The 17,028-nt window shown below is 34.7% G+C and carries 16 protein-coding genes; 13 read left to right on the top strand and 3 right to left on the bottom strand.

Annotated elements, in window-relative coordinates; translation table 11 throughout:
• Positions 1 to 117: 117 nt before the first annotated feature.
• Positions 118 to 2,349: an ATP-dependent Clp protease ATP-binding subunit gene (locus AC1RPK_RS04565; RefSeq protein WP_481761503.1), complete on the bottom strand. Its 2,232-nt coding sequence runs from the start codon at positions 2,347 to 2,349 to the stop codon at positions 118 to 120.
• A gap of 202 nt (positions 2,350 to 2,551) precedes the next feature.
• On the opposite strand from AC1RPK_RS04565, the gene AC1RPK_RS04570 reads away from it, so the two are divergent.
• The 6 genes from AC1RPK_RS04570 to AC1RPK_RS04595 all read left to right on the top strand — a co-directional run bounded on the left by AC1RPK_RS04570 (position 2,552) and on the right by AC1RPK_RS04595 (position 8,293).
• Positions 2,552 to 2,740, top strand: a complete 189-nt coding sequence (locus AC1RPK_RS04570; protein WP_057973672.1) for a hypothetical protein — start codon at positions 2,552 to 2,554, stop codon at positions 2,738 to 2,740.
• A gap of 151 nt (positions 2,741 to 2,891) precedes the next feature.
• A complete protein-coding gene (locus tag AC1RPK_RS04575; protein WP_409022159.1) occupies positions 2,892 to 3,158 on the top strand; it encodes a phosphocarrier protein HPr in 267 nt (88 codons plus the stop codon).
• Complete coding sequence (ptsP, locus tag AC1RPK_RS04580; protein WP_481761502.1) at positions 3,158 to 4,879, top strand: phosphoenolpyruvate--protein phosphotransferase; 1,722 nt, start codon at positions 3,158 to 3,160, stop codon at positions 4,877 to 4,879. The genes AC1RPK_RS04575 and ptsP overlap by 1 nt, the downstream gene beginning before the upstream one ends.
• Positions 4,880 to 5,027: 148 nt before the next feature.
• Complete coding sequence (locus AC1RPK_RS04585; RefSeq protein ID WP_481761501.1) at positions 5,028 to 6,209, top strand: glycosyltransferase family 4 protein; 1,182 nt, start codon at positions 5,028 to 5,030, stop codon at positions 6,207 to 6,209.
• A 29-nt stretch (positions 6,210 to 6,238) separates the two neighbouring features.
• Positions 6,239 to 7,261 carry a glycosyltransferase family 4 protein gene (locus AC1RPK_RS04590; protein ID WP_481761500.1) on the top strand — a complete coding sequence of 341 codons (1,023 nt, stop codon included), beginning with the start codon at positions 6,239 to 6,241 and terminating at the stop codon, positions 7,259 to 7,261.
• A 3-nt stretch (positions 7,262 to 7,264) separates the two neighbouring features.
• On the top strand, positions 7,265 to 8,293 hold the full coding sequence (locus AC1RPK_RS04595; protein ID WP_481761499.1) for a lysylphosphatidylglycerol synthase transmembrane domain-containing protein: 1,029 nt from the start codon (positions 7,265 to 7,267) through the stop codon (positions 8,291 to 8,293).
• A 198-nt stretch (positions 8,294 to 8,491) separates the two neighbouring features.
• Here AC1RPK_RS04595 and trxA read toward each other — a convergent pair whose 3' ends face one another.
• Complete coding sequence (trxA, locus tag AC1RPK_RS04600; protein WP_481761498.1) at positions 8,492 to 8,803, bottom strand: thioredoxin; 312 nt, start codon at positions 8,801 to 8,803, stop codon at positions 8,492 to 8,494.
• A 102-nt stretch (positions 8,804 to 8,905) separates the two neighbouring features.
• Entirely contained in the window at positions 8,906 to 10,081 is a 1,176-nt protein-coding gene (locus tag AC1RPK_RS04605) for a pyridoxal phosphate-dependent aminotransferase (protein WP_481761497.1), read from the bottom strand.
• Between the two features lie 134 nt (positions 10,082 to 10,215).
• Between AC1RPK_RS04605 and AC1RPK_RS04610 the strand changes: the two genes are divergently transcribed.
• The 7 genes from AC1RPK_RS04610 to pstB (AC1RPK_RS04640) all read left to right on the top strand — a co-directional run bounded on the left by AC1RPK_RS04610 (position 10,216) and on the right by pstB (AC1RPK_RS04640) (position 17,012).
• The gene (locus tag AC1RPK_RS04610; RefSeq protein ID WP_409022166.1) at positions 10,216 to 10,449 is read left to right on the top strand and encodes a YkuJ family protein; all 234 of its coding nucleotides are present in this window, start codon (positions 10,216 to 10,218) and stop codon (positions 10,447 to 10,449) included.
• A 74-nt stretch (positions 10,450 to 10,523) separates the two neighbouring features.
• Positions 10,524 to 12,587, top strand: coding sequence for an LTA synthase family protein (locus tag AC1RPK_RS04615; protein ID WP_481761496.1), 2,064 nt, complete (start codon positions 10,524 to 10,526; stop codon positions 12,585 to 12,587).
• A 141-nt stretch (positions 12,588 to 12,728) separates the two neighbouring features.
• Positions 12,729 to 13,607, top strand: a complete 879-nt coding sequence (locus AC1RPK_RS04620) for a phosphate ABC transporter substrate-binding protein PstS family protein (RefSeq protein ID WP_481761495.1) — start codon at positions 12,729 to 12,731, stop codon at positions 13,605 to 13,607.
• 2 nt (positions 13,608 to 13,609) lie between these two features.
• Positions 13,610 to 14,530, top strand: a complete 921-nt coding sequence (gene pstC, locus AC1RPK_RS04625; RefSeq protein WP_409022169.1) for a phosphate ABC transporter permease subunit PstC — start codon at positions 13,610 to 13,612, stop codon at positions 14,528 to 14,530.
• Positions 14,530 to 15,417: a phosphate ABC transporter permease PstA gene (gene pstA / locus AC1RPK_RS04630; RefSeq protein WP_481761494.1), complete on the top strand. Its 888-nt coding sequence runs from the start codon at positions 14,530 to 14,532 to the stop codon at positions 15,415 to 15,417. The genes pstC and pstA overlap by 1 nt, the downstream gene beginning before the upstream one ends.
• A 21-nt stretch (positions 15,418 to 15,438) precedes the next feature.
• A complete protein-coding gene (gene pstB / locus AC1RPK_RS04635) occupies positions 15,439 to 16,242 on the top strand; it encodes a phosphate ABC transporter ATP-binding protein PstB (RefSeq protein WP_481761493.1) in 804 nt (267 codons plus the stop codon).
• Positions 16,243 to 16,256: 14 nt separating this feature from the next.
• Positions 16,257 to 17,012: a phosphate ABC transporter ATP-binding protein PstB gene (pstB, locus tag AC1RPK_RS04640; protein WP_409022172.1), complete on the top strand. Its 756-nt coding sequence runs from the start codon at positions 16,257 to 16,259 to the stop codon at positions 17,010 to 17,012.
• Positions 17,013 to 17,028: the final 16 nt, after the last annotated feature.

The raw sequence follows: 17,028 nt of genomic DNA on the forward strand, positions 1-17,028 counted from the left end.
ATTAATTATTGGGGAAAAGTGTTTGAAATATCGTTTATTTATTTAAAAGAATGAATAAAATAAAAAAAGATGCAGACTCAGAAAAAATTATCTGAGTCTGCATCTTTAGTTTAGCCTTTACTTTTCAACGTTAGAGTCGGAATCTTTAACATCAGTAGTTGTATCGGCTGATATCTTAATTTCATCTTTTTCAATTTTTGCAGCTAATTTTGTTACATCAGGATTATCAAGGTAGAAGTCAGCTATTTGATCTTCAATCTGTTCCTGGATAACACGTCTTAGTGGACGAGCACCCATTGCGGGATTGTAGCCTAAATCAACTAATTTTTCTTCAACCCGATTTGTAACGTGAAGTTCTAAGTTTTGATTTTTAAGAACTTTATTAACGTCATCAAGCATGATACTTACGATTGAAACTAAGTTTTCTTTACTTAATGAGTTAAATTCAACGATGTCATCAAAACGGTTTAAAAATTCAGGACGGAAGTAATTTGATAGTTTATCAATGATGGCATGGGTTGCACCAGTTGACGTTGCACCAAAGCCAACATTTGCTTCAGCATCAGCACTACCAGCGTTAGATGTCATAATGATAATCGTATCTTTGAAACTTACCACGCGACCTTGTGAATCTGTTAAACGGCCATCTTCAAGAATCTGCAAGAACATATGCATAACATCAGGATGTGCTTTTTCAACTTCATCTAACAAGATTAAACTGTATGGATTACGACGAACTTGTTCAGTTAATTGACCAGCTTCTTCATAACCAACATAGCCAGGAGGGGAACCAATCAATTTAGAAACTGAATGGTTCTCCATGTACTCACTCATATCGAAACGAATCATTGATTCTTTTGTTCCAAATAATTCTTTTGATAATTGTTTAGCAAGTTCTGTTTTACCAATTCCAGTTGGTCCAACAAACAAGAATGATCCGATAGGACGCCCAGATTTATTGAATCCAATCCGGTTACGGCGGATGGCGCGGGCCACTTTATCAATGGCGTCATCTTGGCCAATGACATTAGCTTGAAGGGAAGTGGCTAAATTTTTCAATTGTTGTTGCTCTTTTTCCTTTAGTTCGCCTACAGGAATCCCTGTTTTTTCTTCAATAATTTGTTCCATTTCTTTTTCGGTTACAATTGGTAATTCATCAGAATCAGTATTACTATCTTGTAATTCTTTGAATTTTGCGACTTGATCGCGATAGTAGGCTGCTTTTTCATAATCTTCGTCGGTTAGTGCAGCTTGTTTTTGAGTTTCAGCGTTTTTAATTTTTTCTGCAACTAATTTGGGATCAATAGCTTTAATGGTTAAATTCATTTTTGACCCAGATTCATCAAGTAAATCGATGGCTTTATCTGGTAAAAAACGATCTTGAATGTAACGGTCAGAGAGAGAAGCAGCAGCTTCAATTGCTTCATCACTATAATGAACATGATGGTAAGCTTCGTATTTCTTTTGAATACCTTTTAAAATGACGATTGACTCTTCGACACTAGGTTCATCAACTTGGATAGGCTGTAAACGACGTGCAAGCGCAGCATCTTTTTCGATTTGACGATATTCATTTAGAGTTGTTGCGCCAACGAGTTGTAATTCGCCTCGAGCAAGAGCTGGTTTTAGAACGTTACCGGCATCCATACCACCTTCAGCATTACCAGCGCCTACAATTTCATGAATTTCATCAATGAATAGAATGATAGACTTATCATTTTTAAGTTCCTTCATTAATTGTTGCATTCGTTCTTCGAACTGACCACGAATACCCGTTCCTTGAACTAATGAAACAACATCTAATCGAATAACTTGTTTGTTTAAAAGTTTTTGAGGAACAGCTGAATCAACAATTTTTTGAGCTAATCCTTCAACGACTGCTGTTTTACCAACACCAGCTTCGCCGATTAGAACAGGATTATTTTTTGTCCGACGATTCAAAATTTCAATGATTTGATTAATTTCTTGATCGCGACCAATGACCGGGTCAATATTTCCTGCCCGTGCCTCATCGGTTAAATTAAGACCGAATTGACCAAGGATTGTATCCTTACCATTATTTTTATTAGCGCCACCATTTCTACCAGCTTGGGTAGGAGGTGTCTGCTCTTTTCTTTGTGAACTATTATTTTGACTATTTGGTGCAATCGCATTAAATAAATCATCAAGGTTACCAAAGCTAAATGGATCTTGTTGATTATTACGGATTTGACCATTACTTAAACGCTCTTGTTCATCTTTTAGTAATCGATAACAATTTTGACATAAATCGTATTCTTGATGTTGACCATTTAAGTTAGTTGATAAGTGTATTGTCGCTGGATTGATTTGACAATTTTGACAGATCATATGTGTCACAACCTTTCATATTTCGTTCGTATAGTTTAGTTTATCTAAGATCAAAAACATGTTGACCATCTTTGACCTTCGATGAATAGTATACAAAATATGGAAAAATTCTGCAAGCAATTAGAACTCCTTTTTTACATTTTATGGAGGCTAATCTATAATGAATTTAGTATAGTAGATTTTAGTGAAAAGAGGTTTGAAAATGAGCGAAGATTATAAAGCAAAAATTGATGCATTGATTGCTGGTGAAATAGAGACAATAACAATCAACCCAGATGAATTTATGGCGTTTCAACTTGTTTGGCAAAAAGAAAAATTACGTAAGGCAATCGTTGGTAATGCGCAAAGAGAAGGTCAAATTATTTACAAATATGTTAGTTTGAAAAACTAAAGACTTGTATCATTTTTTAAATAATGGTATTATTTGTCTCTAAAGACTAATGTGTTTAATTTATTAATGAAAACGTGTTCTTTGCTTTTGTTAGTGGGTTATGCATTTTTCTAAAATAAAAAAATATAGAACATCAAGGAGATAATTAATTATGGAAAAGAAAGACTTTCACGTAATCGCAGAAACAGGTATCCACGCGCGTCCAGCTACATTATTGGTACAAGCAGCAAGCAAATTTACTGCTGACGTTGCTTTGGTTTACGGAGAAAAATCAGTAAACTTGAAATCAATCATGGGCGTTATGTCATTAGGCGTTGGTCAAAATGCTGATGTAACAATCACTGCTGATGGCGCTGACGAAACAGATGCAATCGCAGCTATTACAGAAACAATGACGAAAGAAGGACTTGCTGAATAATGTCGAAAATGCTAAAAGGGATTGCTGCTAGTGATGGTATTGCCATTGCTAAAGCATATATGTTAGTTCAACCCGATTTGTCATTCTCGCAAGTAAGCATTGAAGATCCAGAGTCAGAAATCAAACGCCTTGATGCTGCTGTTGCAGCATCAAGTGAAGATTTGAAACTAATCAAACAAAAAGCTGCAGAAAACCTCGGCGCAGAAGAAGCCGAGGTTTTTGAAGCTCATTTGACAATCCTTTCAGATCCTGAACTTATGGGCAACATTGGCGATAAAATCAAAAATGATAAGGTCAACGCTGAAGCAGCATTGAAGGATGTCACAGATATGTTCATTTCAATGTTTGAAGATATGACTGATAATGCTTATATGCAAGAACGTGCAGGCGATATTCGTGATGTTACGAAACGTGTAATGAGTCATTTATTAGGAGTTACAATTCCTAATCCTGCTCTTATCGATCAAGAAGTTGTGGTCGTTGCACATGATTTAACACCATCGGATACAGCCCAATTAAATCGTAAATTTGTTAAAGGATTTATTACTGATGTTGGTGGACGTACTTCTCATTCTGCTATTATGTCTCGTACGCTTGAAATTCCTGCTGTTGTAGGCGCTGGTGATCCAACGACTGCAATCTCAGAAGGTGATATGGTTATTGTTGATGGTATCAATGGTGACGGAATTATCAATCCTACTGCTGAAGAAATTTCAACATATGAAGCAAAAGCAAAAGCTTTTTCTGATCAAAAAGCTGAATGGGAAGAACTAAAAGACGCTAAAACAGTTACTGCTGATGGCGTACATTTTGATTTAGCTGCTAATATCGGTACACCTAAGGATGTTGAGGGTGCAGTAGATAATGGTGCTGAAGCAGTTGGTTTATTCCGTTCAGAATTCTTATACATGGATGCTAGTGAATTACCTTCAGAAGATGATCAATTTAAAGCTTATAAAGCTGCAGTTGAAGGTATGAATGGTAAACAAGTAGTTGTAAGAACAATGGATATTGGAGGCGATAAGGAATTACCTTACTTGCCATTACCAGAGGAAATGAATCCGTTCTTAGGATATCGCGCAATCCGTATTAGTTTGGATCGTCAAGATATTTTCAGAACACAACTTCGTGCTCTACTTAGAGCTTCTCATTATGGACAATTAGCAATTATGTTCCCTATGATTGCAACTGTTGATGAATTTAAATCAGCAAAAGCTATCTATACTGAAGAACGTACTAAGTTAATTGACGCTGGTGTACCAGTAGCAGATAAACTTGAAGTCGGTATGATGATGGAAATTCCTGCTGCTGTTATGAACGGTGATCATTTGGCTAAGTATGCTGATTTCTTTAGTATTGGTACAAATGATTTAATTCAATATTCAATGGCTGCTGATCGAGGTAATGAACAAGTGTCATACCTTTACCAACCTTATAACCCATCAATTTTACGTTTGATTAAAATGGTAATTGATTCGGCTCATAAAGAAGGTAAGTGGGCAGGTATGTGTGGCGAAATGGCCGGCGATCAAATTGCCGTACCTATTTTAGCTGGAATGGGACTTGATGAATTCTCAATGAGTGCTTCGTCAATTCTTAAAACACGTAGTTTAATGAAAAAATTAGATACAACAAAAATGAAGGAATTAGCTGATAAAGCTGTTTCTGACTGTGAAACTAATGAAGAAGTTATTGCATTAGTTGAATCTTACATGAAATAAATTAAACACAAAAAAACTGGTAATTTCGATTATCAGTTTTTTTGTGTTTAATTGGGAATAGATGAGAATAGTCTACTTTTATTGCATAACGGGTGAGAAACCAATATAATTAAAACTATTATATTAGAATAGACAAGGGGACCTTATCGTGAATATTGGAATTTTTACAGATACATATTTTCCACAAGTGAGCGGTGTGGCGACTTCAATAAAAACACTAAGAAACGAGCTCGAAAAAGAGGGACATACCGTCTATATCTTTACGACGACTGACCCACATGTTGATAAGACAGTATATGAACGTAATATTTTTAGATTCTCTAGTATTCCATTTGTTTCTTTTACAGATAGAAGAATTGCTGTTAGAGGCTTATTTCAAGCTTACCAAGTGGCAAAAGAACTAAATTTAGACGTTATTCATACACAGACTGAATTTTCTATGGGCTGGATTGGTAAATTTGTTGCAAGAAATTTAAAAGTTCCTTGTTTACATACCTATCATACAATGTATGAAGATTATTTACATTACATTGCCAATGGTAAGTTATTGAAACCATACCATGTTAAGCAAATGACAAAAACATTTGCATTCCATATGAGCGGGATTATCGCACCAAGTACACGCGTTCAGACGTTGCTACAGAAGTATGGTGTGAAATCAGAAATACGAGTTATCCCTACAGGGGTAGACATTTCTCAATTTGAACAAATTGAAACAGAAGATTATCGTTCTAAATTAGACATTTCTGAAGATCAACCAGTCATGCTTGCGTTAAGTCGATTGGCATTTGAAAAGAATACACAAGAAATTATTGATGGTATGCCAGCGATAATTAAAAAAGTACCGAATGTTTTACTCTTGATTGTAGGGGATGGTCCGGCACGTGAAACCCTTGAAGAGCAAACAGAAAGTTTAAATTTAAAGGACAACGTCAGATTTATTGGTGAAGTTGATAATGATGAGGTATTCCATTTTTATCAGTTAGCAGATTTATTTGTGTCTGCATCAGTAACAGAATCTCAAGGATTGACGTTTATCGAAGCTTTAGCTGCTGGAACACCGGTTATTGCTAAAACGGGTAAATATACTGACGAGTTAATGGAAAAACCAGAAGTTGGTAAAACTTTTTCATCTGAAACTGAAATGGTGACTGATATTATTGATTACTTAAATAGATGTCATGAAGAAGTTGATCCAGAGCCAAGATTAGAAAAGTTAAAAGAAATTTCAGCGGCAACATTTGGATCAAAAGTTGCTGAATTTTACCAAGATGCTCAAATTCATTATGTTGAAATAGAAGAAGAGGATGACGAAATCAGTCATCTATAAACGAATTTATTTTCAAAGGAGTTTCAACCATGCTATTAATTAACATGTTTTCTGCGGCCAATTCGGTTAAAGGACAAGGGGTCGGTAGCGCATATACCGAAATGATGAAGTTGCTCAAAGAACGCTTTCCAACTGAATTCAAAATTAGTGTGAATAAATATAGTCGCTCAGATATTAGTCATTACCATACCATCAATTTTCCTTATTACCTTTCGACTTTTATGCCAGGTAGAGGTAAAAAAATTGGCTATGTCCATTTTTTACCAGAAACACTTGAGGGAAGTGTTAAAATTCCACAACCTTTTAAAGCCATTTTTTATTGGTATGTAATTGCTTTTTATAAACGAATGGATCATATTGTCGTGGTTAATCCAAGTTTTATTCCAAAACTTGAAGCGTTTAAGATTCCAAAAGAACGCGTCACGTATATTCCTAATTTTGTTTCAAAAAAAGTTTTTTATGAAAAAACCGTGGAAGAAAAACAAGCTTTTAGAGATGCGTTAGGTATTCCAGCCGATAAATTTGTTGTTTTTGGTGATGGTCAAGTTCAAGAAAGAAAAGGTGTGCCCGATTTTATTAAGTTAGCTAAGCAAAATCCTGATATCCAATTTATTTGGGCCGGTGGCTTTTCATTTGGTAAGTTAACTGACGGTTATGCTGAATTAAAAAAAGTAGTTGATAATCCGCCTAGTAATTTAACGTTTACTGGGATTATTGATCGAGAAGCTCTAGTAAATTATTACAATATTGCTAACCTTTTCTTACTGCCATCTTTCAATGAATTGTTTCCAATGTCAGTATTAGAAGCATTTAGTTGTGGGACACCTGTATTATTGCGCGATTTAGATCTTTATAAAGCGGTTATTGAGGGCTATTATGATGCCGCGACAGATGTTAATGGTATGCAAATTAAATTGAGAAAATTAAAAGAAGATCCCAATGCGTTATCAGTTTTGCATGACAAAGCAGATCAGGCATCAGCATACTATTCTGAGGATAGATTGGCTGAAATTTGGCATCAATTTTACTTGGACCAGAGCAAAGAGGGCTAAAAGATGACTCGAAAAAACATAGGTTTATTGACGTTAATGGTTATAATTGGGATGGGGATATTCGCTTATTCTTTAAAAAATGTATCAATTCAGTCGCTCGTTAAAGCTTTAGTTAATATTAATATATGGTGGTTATTAGTAGCAGTATTTTGTATCTGTATGTACTTTGTCATTGAAGCATTTGTTGTTCAACGGTTCATGATAGGGCAACATAAAAAATTTACATTTAAGAATGCAATTCGTATTCCACTGATTGAACAATTATTTAATGGAATCACACCTTTTTCAACAGGTGGACAACCTGCACAATTGTTTGCGATGGCTCAGTCAGGTGTGGACGCTGGTCGTGCAAGTTCCATTTTATTAATGAAATTTGTCGTTTACCAGGCAATGATTGTTATTAATTTTATTGTTTGTTTACTAATTGGGTTTCAATACATTCAAGATAAAGTTAATTATCTAATGGTATTCGTGATTTTTGGATTTGTGATTCATTTAGCTGTGATTACTGCTTTGTTAATGATCATGTATTGGTATGGATTCACTAAAAAATTAGTGTATGTTTGTATGCTAGTTGTTAAGTTATTCGTTAAAGGGGATCGTTTTGATCGCTGGAATACAAGTATTTATTCAAAAATTGAAAACTTCCATAAAGAGAGTTTACGTATGAAGAATGAAAAGAAAATGATTTTTCACGTTTTTGTATTAACATTCTTCCAACTCGCGTTTTACTATTTAATTCCATACTTTATTATGTTGTCATTGGGATACACATCAGTGAATGTGATTATGATTACAGCACTTCATGTGCTTATTGTCATGGTAATTTCACTTTTCCCAATTCCGGGGGGAACTGGTGGTGCAGAATATAGCTTCGCGATTGTCTTTTCTAGTTTCATGACCAGTCACAGTAAATTGATTTTAGCCATGTTGTTATGGCGTATTTTAACTTACTATGTTGGACTATTTGCGGGAATGTTTGCTTTAGTTGTTAAACCAGATAAGGTAGAAGAAGTTGGAATTGAAGATTAAATAAATGAAATATGATAGTAACCATTGCTGATGATAGATTTTCTATTATTGGCAATGGTTTTTTTTGTGTTTTATAAGGAGAAGAACGTGTTTCTTTAAGCAATACTAAAATCGCTAATCAGTTTATTACTATTCAAAATAACGACAAAAAAGCACTGTCAAATGACAATGCTTTTATTAGTTAGCTTTTCAAAATCGTTAAATATATTGTGATAAAGCGTCTTTAACTTGCTCTTTTGAATGATAACCGACGAGTGTATCAACAACTTCGCCATCTTTTTTAATCATTAATGTGGGAATTCCCATGATACCAAAATCGTCAGCTGTTTTAGGATTTTGGTCAACATCCATTTTAGCAAATTTAACCTTGTCACCTATTTCTTGTTCTAATTCCTCAATTGCTGGTGATTGCATTTTGCAAGGGCCACACCATGTTGCCCAAAAATCCGTCAATGTTATACCTGAATCTGTAACTGTTTTGAAATTTTCATCTGTAATTGCTTGTACCATTTGAATTCCTCCTTTATTTATTTGAATATAATATCAGAGGAAATATAATTAGCCTAAATATATGCTTACAAAAAGTAAGTATAAAGAAATAACGCCGTATTTTTATTTATTTTGTGTCATGTAGTCATTCAAACGTTCCATCCCAAGCACTAAATTCTCCATACTAGAAGCGTAACTTAAGCGAACGTAACCTTGACCAGAATCACCAAAAGCAGTTCCTGGAATTAAGGCAAGTTTATTATTAAAAGCTAGTTCTTTACAGAATGCCATAGAATCTTGGTTATATCCTGCAGGAATTTTTGCGAAAATATAAAAAGCGCCACTAGGTTGTGCCATTTCAAAATGCATTTTTTTCATTTCAGCCATAACGAAATCACGGCGTTTTTTATATTCAACATTCATTATGCGACCATCGTCTTTACCGTCACGTAAGGCAGCAATTCCAGCACGTTGAGAAACACTTGTTGCAGAGGTTACTAAGTATTGATGAACTTTTTTTAATTCATCAGTCATCGCTTTGGGAGCAAGCAAGAATCCAATGCGCCAGCCAGTCATGGCATGCGATTTTGATAAACCATTAATTAGGACAGTTTGGTCACGGATATATTTTGCAATTGAGACATGTTCATGATCATAAGTTAATTCACTATAAATTTCATCACTAATTGCCCATAATTTTTGCTTTCTAATTTCATCAGTTATCGCAATAACTTCATCTTCGGTCCAAGAAATACCAGTTGGATTACTTGGATTAATTAGGATAATACCTTTAATATTTTCATTTGGATTATCTTTAACAGCTTGATTAATCATCTCAGGTGTTAATCTAAAGTTATTATCACGTGTGTTGATAAAAATTGGTTTAACCCGATTTAAAGTAATCAGTGGCATATAGCCAGGGTAGAGTGGCGTTGGGACAAGAACGGCATCGCCGGGGTTGAAGATAGTCTGTAAGGCAGTTGCGATGGCTTCAGTTGCACCAACTGTAACTAGAATTTCAGATTGTGCATCATAAGTAACGTCATATTTTTCATTAAAAAATTCACTGGCAGCTTCACGTAACTCAATATCACCAGCCATACCCATATAATGTGAGTAATTTTCATGAATGGCTTCGATGGCAGCTGCTTTAACATGATCGGGTGTATTAAAATCTGGTTCACCCATTGTTAATTTAATCATATCAGGAATTTGGCTCACTTCATCATCAAATTGACGAATATCTGAGACCTCTATTTTAAATACTTGATCGTTCAAATCTTTTCTAAATAAGCTCATTTTTATGCCTCCAAGTCTAATAACTAACAGTTTAGCATAAAAACAAGTTAAGAAACGATTATAATCTGCTTAATCAGGTGTAAATGTATAGAAAATTTGGTATTATTAACTATGATATTGAAAGGGGAACAACTATGAAAAATTCTCAGTTAGTAGCAATCATTAGTCGCTTAGAGGCTATGCAAAAAGAAGATAACGGCGAAATCCAAACAAGACACTTCGAACGTGAAGGTGTTGAAAAGGGAATCGTTGAATATGATCCAGATATGAAAGCATATACGTTAGAAGATTTAAGTAACCATACTAAATTTCCTTTCGATGATATTGATTTAATTGCAATGGAAGTTTACGACTTACTATTTAGTTAATCAATAACTGAAACATAGATTGAAAGACATTTTCGTGTTCTCGAAAACTGATCTTAAAAAATGGAGGCACTAAGATGCGGTCAACTTTAAAATATGTTCAGGATAAATTGAGCTCAAGATGGGGATTCCTCCTCTTGACGCTCGTTTTATTTTGGGCCAAAACAGTTGTTGCTTATGAAACCAAATTTACATTAGGTGCAACAGGTAGCATGCAACAATTTTTACTTTATATTAATCCAATACCAACAGCGTTATTATTATTTGGAATTGCAATCTACTTTAAGGGTAAAAAATCATATTGGATTTTGCTGATTGTTGATTTTATTCAAACATCATGGCTTTTTGCAAATATGGTTTATTATCGTGAGTTTTCAGATTTTCTTTCACTAGGAATTATCAAAAATTCAGGTTCAGTAGCTAATAATCTAGACAAGGGAATTGCCGGTATTTTACGACCAACTGATTTCTTTGTTTATATCGATATTATTATTTTAATTTTGATTCTTGTCTTTAAATTAGTCAAAATTGACTATAACCCAATTAAAAAGCGTTATGCTTTTATCCTGACTATTGCATCTGTACTTTTAGCTTTAGGGAACTTAGGTTTAGCTGAAAAGGATCGTTCTCAATTATTGACAAGAACTTTTGATAATAACTATATTGTTAAATATTTAGGCTTGAATTTCTATGCGGGATATAATGTTTATCAAACGCAAAAAGAAAGTGCGACACGTAAAAATGCCACTGCTAAAGATATGGATAAAGTTCTAAAGTATTTGGATAAAAATCGTTCTAATTCAAATATAAAGTATTATGGAAAAGCGAAGGGTAAAAATGTTTTTGTGATTCATCTAGAAAGTTTCCAACAGTTCATGATCGATTATAAATGGGATGGGCAACAAGTTACGCCTAACATTAATAAATATTATCATGATCAAAATACATTATCATTTGATAATTTCTTTAATCAAGTTGGACAAGGTAAAACGTCTGATGCTGAAATGATGTTGGAAGCATCCCTTTATGGGTTACCATCTGGTTCAGCGATGACGACTTATGGCACACAAAATACATTCCAAGCAGCACCCGCTATTCTTGATCAAAAAGGCTACTCTACAGCAGCTTTCCATGGTGACGTGGGTAGTTTCTGGAATCGTAATAATACTTATAAATCATTTGGTTACCAGTATTTCTTCAGTGAACCTTATTATGATGTCAAAGCTAACTATAAAGTTGGTTATGGGATGAAAGATAAGATTTTCTTGAAGCAATCGGTTAAGTATATTGAACAATTACCCCAACCTTTTTATGCTAAACTCATCACACTAACTAACCATTATCCATATGATTTAGATAGTGCGAATACGTCAATCAAAAAGACGGATACAGACGATAGTACGGTTGATGGTTATGTTCAAACATCTAAATATCTTGATCAATCATTCGGAGAATTCGTTAGTTACTTGAAGAAGAGTGGCTTGTATAAGGACAGTATGATTGTGATGTATGGTGATCACTATGGTATCTCTAATAATCATCCGAAAGCTATTGCACAGCTTTTAGGTAAAGACAAAGTAACAAGTTATGATTTAACGATGTTCCAAAAGGTACCATTTATGATTCATATGAATGGCCTTAAGGGCGGTATTAATCATACTTATGGTGGTGAAATTGATGTGCTACCAACTTTACTTGATCTATTAGGCGTTAAGAATACCGATACGGTTCAATTTGGTAATGATTTATTATCGAAAAATCGTAACCAAACGGTTGCCTTTAGAAATGGTGATTTCGTTTCACCAACCTTTACAAAAGTTGGAAATACCACGTATAACACTAAGACTGGTAAAGAAATCGAAAAACTAACGGCAGCACAACAAAAAGTTTATAACAAAGAATTAAAACATGTTACAACGTCATTATCATTATCAGATGAAGTTATTACGGGTGATCTATTAAGATTCTACGCACCAAGTAATTTCACTAAAGTAAATAAATCTGACTATAATTACAAGAAAAGTGACGCTCTTGAAACTTTGAAAAAAGCACAAGAGAAAGAAAAAACCAGTTTAATTGAACAACACGGTGGGGTATCTACCGAAAGTTTATTCAAAACTGATGCTCCAGAATTAAAATAACGATTGAAGTCATAACGTCATGTTATGGCTTTTTTTGTTGTAACCTTTACACAATCTTTACAATACCCCCACAGGACCTTTACATTAAAAATATAAACTTAATGTATAAGTTAAATATCGATATTTATGGAGGAAGTTACTATGAAAAAGGGATCTTTAGTAATGATTGGTGGAATTTTATCCATCATGTTATTAACTTTAACGGGATGTGAGACACAATCAAATTCAGGAAAATCGATTACAATTGTTGGATCTACAGCTTTACAACCTTTAGTTGAGGCAGCTGGTGAAGAATACGGGACTGAAAATGTTGGCGTCTTTGTTAATGTTCAAGGTGGCGGATCCGGAACAGGATTGAGTCAAGTTCAAGAAAAAGCCGTTAGCATTGGTAACTCAGATGTTTTTGCTGAAGAAAAATCAGGCATTAAGGCAAGTAAACTTGTAGACCATCAAGTTGCCGTTGTTGGAATTACGCCAGTTGTGAATAATGGTGTGGGCGTTAAAAACGTCTCAAAAAAACAACTTATAGATATTTTTACTGGTAAATTAACAAATTGGAAGCAACTAGGTGGCAATGATTTACCAATTGTCCTTTTAAATCGTGCATCTGGTTCGGGAACACGATTAACATTTGAAAAATGGGGATTAGAAGGTAAGCAAAGTAAAGATGCACAGGAACAAGATTCAACGGGAATGGTTCGACAAATTGTCGGATCGACACCTGGTGCAATAAGTTATATGGCTTTCTCATACGTTGATAAAACGGTCGATGTACTTTCTGTTGATAAAGTTAAACCAACTGAAAGTAATGTTGCCTCAAATAAATGGAAAATCTGGTCATACGAACATATGTATACGAATGGTGAACCCACGGGATTAACAAAACAATTTTTAACTTATATGATGTCAAATAAAATTCAAAAACAGGTTGTTAGTAAATTAGGTTATATTCCAACAACACAGATGCAAGTGAGTCGTTCGGTTGAAGGTAAAATAACACCAATTAAGAAGGGGATGTAGTTATGGATCCGATTCGTGAAAGTTTACTCAAAAAATCAAAAGCATCTAAACTAGAGATGCGCGGTAAAATAATTACTTATTTCTGTATTGGACTAATCGTCGCTATTGTTCTTGCTATCTTTTATTTCGTTGCTTCAAAAGGATTAGCAACGTTCTTTACTGATAAAGTATCAATTAAAGATTTTTTATTAGGAAAGAGTTGGAACCCTGGAACGCTTGATAAAGCAGGTAAGCCAGAAGTTGGGGCTTTACCAATGATTTCTGGATCATTCTTTGTCACTTTTTTATCAGCATTAATTGCAACACCTTTCGCTATTGGAACAGCTATTTTCATGGTTGAAATTTCACCAAATACGGGTAGCCGAATTTTACAACCGGTAACTGAATTATTAGTTGGTATTCCTTCAGTTGTTTATGGATTTATTGGTCTTTCAGTTGTGGTCCCATTTGTTCGAAGTATTTTTGGTGGAACAGGGTTTGGTATTTTATCTGGGACATTTGTGTTATTTGTTATGATTCTACCAACCGTTACGTCAATGACTGTTGATACTTTAAAATCTGTCCCACGTTATTACCGGGAAGCCTCACTGGCCTTAGGTGCAACACGTTGGCAAACAATTTATAAAGTTATTCTAAGAGCAGCAACACCAGGTATCATGACAGCGGTTGTTTTTGGTATGGCACGAGCTTTTGGTGAAGCCTTAGCCGTTCAAATGGTTATTGGTAATGCATCATTGATGCCATCAAGTTTAATTACACCATCATCAACTTTAACAAGTATTTTGACGATGGGAATTGGAAATACTGTCATGGGCTCATTAGAAAATAATGCGCTATGGTCACTTGCTTTAATTCTATTATTAATGTCATTATTCTTTAACATGGTTGTTAGAGTAATTGGTAAGAGAGGGGCGCTTAAATAATGAATCCTAAAAAAGTAGATAAAATCGCAACAAGTATTTTATATGGTATTGCCGGATTCGTCGTTCTTGTTTTAGCGGCCTTACTTGGCTATATATTGGTTAGAGGTGTGCCACATATCAGCTGGCATTTCTTAACATCACCCGCAAAATCATTTTCAAGTGGTGGTGGAGTAGGAATCCAATTGTTTAATTCCTTCTATCTATTATTATTAACATTATTGATTTCTTTCCCTATTTCATTGGGAGCGGGTATTTGGTTATCAGAATACGCTAAAAATAATTGGGTGACGACGGTTATTAGAACGTCTGTTGAAATTTTAAGTTCATTACCTTCAGTTGTTGTTGGGCTTTTTGGGTTTTTGATTTTCGTTGTCCAATATAATTTCGGTTTTTCAATTTTATCAGGTGCATTAGCCTTAACGTTCTTCAATTTACCTTTATTAACAAGATCAATCGAAGAGTCATTACGTTCTATCCCATATTCACAACGTGAGGCTGGCTTTTCGTTAGGATTATCGCGTTGGGAAACCGTTACGAGAGTTATTGTTCCAGATGCAGTACCTGGTATTTTAACGGGTGTTATATTGAGTGCCGGCCGTATCTTTGGTGAAGCAGCTGCGTTAATTTATACTGCTGGTCAAAGTGCGCCAGCACTAGATTTTACAAACTGGAATCCAGCTAATATTGCGAGTCCGTTAAATCCAATGCGTCCAGCTGAAACATTAGCTGTTCATATCTGGAAAATTAATTCAGAAGGTATTATGCCTGATGCATCAGCTGTTTCTGCAGGCGCATCAGCCGTCTTAATTATCGCAGTGCTTTTATTTAATTTCTTAGCTCGATTCGGTGGTAAAGCACTTTATCGTAAAATTACATCAAGTAAATAGATCATTAGGGGGTCAAAGAATATGGTAGAAAATAAAACTGAAAAATCTAGAATTATGACCTTCAATGAAGATAAACATGAGATAGCTTTAGAAACCAAAGATTTACATGTTCATTATGGTTCTAATGAAGCAATTCGAGATGTTAGTTTACAATTTGAACGGTTTAAAATTACAGCTTTAATTGGGGCATCTGGTTCTGGTAAATCAACTTATCTTAGATCGTTGAATCGTATGAATGATGGGATTGCTGATGTAACAGGACAAATTATTTACCGTGATTTAGATATAAATAAAGATAATGTTGATATTTATGAAATGAGAAAACATATTGGAATGGTATTTCAACGACCTAATCCATTTTCAAAATCAATTTATGAAAATATAACGTTTGCTTTGAAACGTCATGGGATGAAAGATAAGCAGTTACTTGAAGAACGCGTTGAAAAATCACTTAAACAAGCTGCACTTTGGGATCAAGTTAAAGATGATTTGAATGTGAGTGCGTTATCATTGTCTGGTGGACAACAACAACGTTTATGTATCGCTAGAGCGATTGCTATGGAACCTGACATCTTATTGTTAGATGAACCAGCTAGTGCGTTAGATCCAATTTCAAGTCGAATTGTTGAAGAATCACTTTTAGAACTGAAAGAAAAGTACACGATTGTCATTGTGACACACAATATGCAACAGGCTTCACGTATTTCAGATTACACAGCATTTTTCCATTCAGGAAATGCGGTAGAATATGATAAAACAACAACTATTTTTACGCGACCAACAATTAAACTAACGGATGATTATGTTTCAGGAAACTTCGGTTAAGGGGGAAAGGCCAAATGACTAAAATAATTGAAACAAATGATGTTCATTTGTATTATGGTAAGAAAGAAGCCCTCAAAGGAATTAATCTTGATTTCAATGAAAAAGGGATTACCGCTTTAATCGGTCCATCTGGTTGTGGTAAATCAACATATTTAAGAACGTTAAATCGCATGAATGATTTAATTCCAGGTGTAACCATTACAGGTACAGTTAAATTAAAAAATGAAGATATTTACGGTCCTAAAATGGATACCGTAAGATTACGCAAAAATGTTGGGATGGTTTTCCAACAACCTAATCCATTTCCATTTTCAATTTACGAAAATGTTGTATATGGTTTGCGATTAGCTGGCGTTAAAGATAAAGCAATCCTTGATGAAGCTGTTGAAAAAAGCTTGAAACAGGCTGCTGTCTGGGATGATGTAAAGGATGATTTGGGTAAAAATGCGCTTGCGTTATCTGGCGGACAGCAACAACGTGTCTGTATCGCTCGAGTCTTAGCGGTTGAACCTGAGGTCATTTTACTGGATGAACCAACAAGTGCTCTGGATCCTGGTTCAAGTAGTAAAATTGAAAATATGTTGCTAGAATTGCGTGAAAAATATACTATTATAATAGTGACTCACAATTTACAACAAGCTTCTCGAATTTCAGATCGAACTGCCTTCTTTTTAGAAGGTAATTTAATTGAAGTTGCACCAACTAAAAAATTATTTACGCAGCCTGTACAAAAAGAAACGGATGACTACATTAGTGGTCGATTCGGTTAAGAAAGGGAGACAAAAT

Source organism: Dellaglioa sp. CoH-55-MRSF-6 (assembly GCF_056782215.1).

Coding starts and splice junctions, on each gene's coding strand:
- AC1RPK_RS04565 (WP_481761503.1), bottom strand. CDS start 2,349: ATGATCTGTCAAAATTGTCAAATCAATCCAGCGACAATACACTTATCA.
- AC1RPK_RS04570 (WP_057973672.1), top strand. CDS start 2,552: ATGAGCGAAGATTATAAAGCAAAAATTGATGCATTGATTGCTGGTGAA.
- AC1RPK_RS04575 (WP_409022159.1), top strand. CDS start 2,892: ATGGAAAAGAAAGACTTTCACGTAATCGCAGAAACAGGTATCCACGCG.
- ptsP (WP_481761502.1), top strand. CDS start 3,158: ATGTCGAAAATGCTAAAAGGGATTGCTGCTAGTGATGGTATTGCCATT.
- AC1RPK_RS04590 (WP_481761500.1), top strand. CDS start 6,239: ATGCTATTAATTAACATGTTTTCTGCGGCCAATTCGGTTAAAGGACAA.
- AC1RPK_RS04595 (WP_481761499.1), top strand. CDS start 7,265: ATGACTCGAAAAAACATAGGTTTATTGACGTTAATGGTTATAATTGGG.
- trxA (WP_481761498.1), bottom strand. CDS start 8,803: ATGGTACAAGCAATTACAGATGAAAATTTCAAAACAGTTACAGATTCA.
- AC1RPK_RS04605 (WP_481761497.1), bottom strand. CDS start 10,081: ATGAGCTTATTTAGAAAAGATTTGAACGATCAAGTATTTAAAATAGAG.
- AC1RPK_RS04610 (WP_409022166.1), top strand. CDS start 10,216: ATGAAAAATTCTCAGTTAGTAGCAATCATTAGTCGCTTAGAGGCTATG.
- AC1RPK_RS04615 (WP_481761496.1), top strand. CDS start 10,524: ATGCGGTCAACTTTAAAATATGTTCAGGATAAATTGAGCTCAAGATGG.
- AC1RPK_RS04620 (WP_481761495.1), top strand. CDS start 12,729: ATGAAAAAGGGATCTTTAGTAATGATTGGTGGAATTTTATCCATCATG.
- pstC (WP_409022169.1), top strand. CDS start 13,610: ATGGATCCGATTCGTGAAAGTTTACTCAAAAAATCAAAAGCATCTAAA.
- pstA (WP_481761494.1), top strand. CDS start 14,530: ATGAATCCTAAAAAAGTAGATAAAATCGCAACAAGTATTTTATATGGT.
- pstB (WP_481761493.1), top strand. CDS start 15,439: ATGGTAGAAAATAAAACTGAAAAATCTAGAATTATGACCTTCAATGAA.
- pstB (WP_409022172.1), top strand. CDS start 16,257: ATGACTAAAATAATTGAAACAAATGATGTTCATTTGTATTATGGTAAG.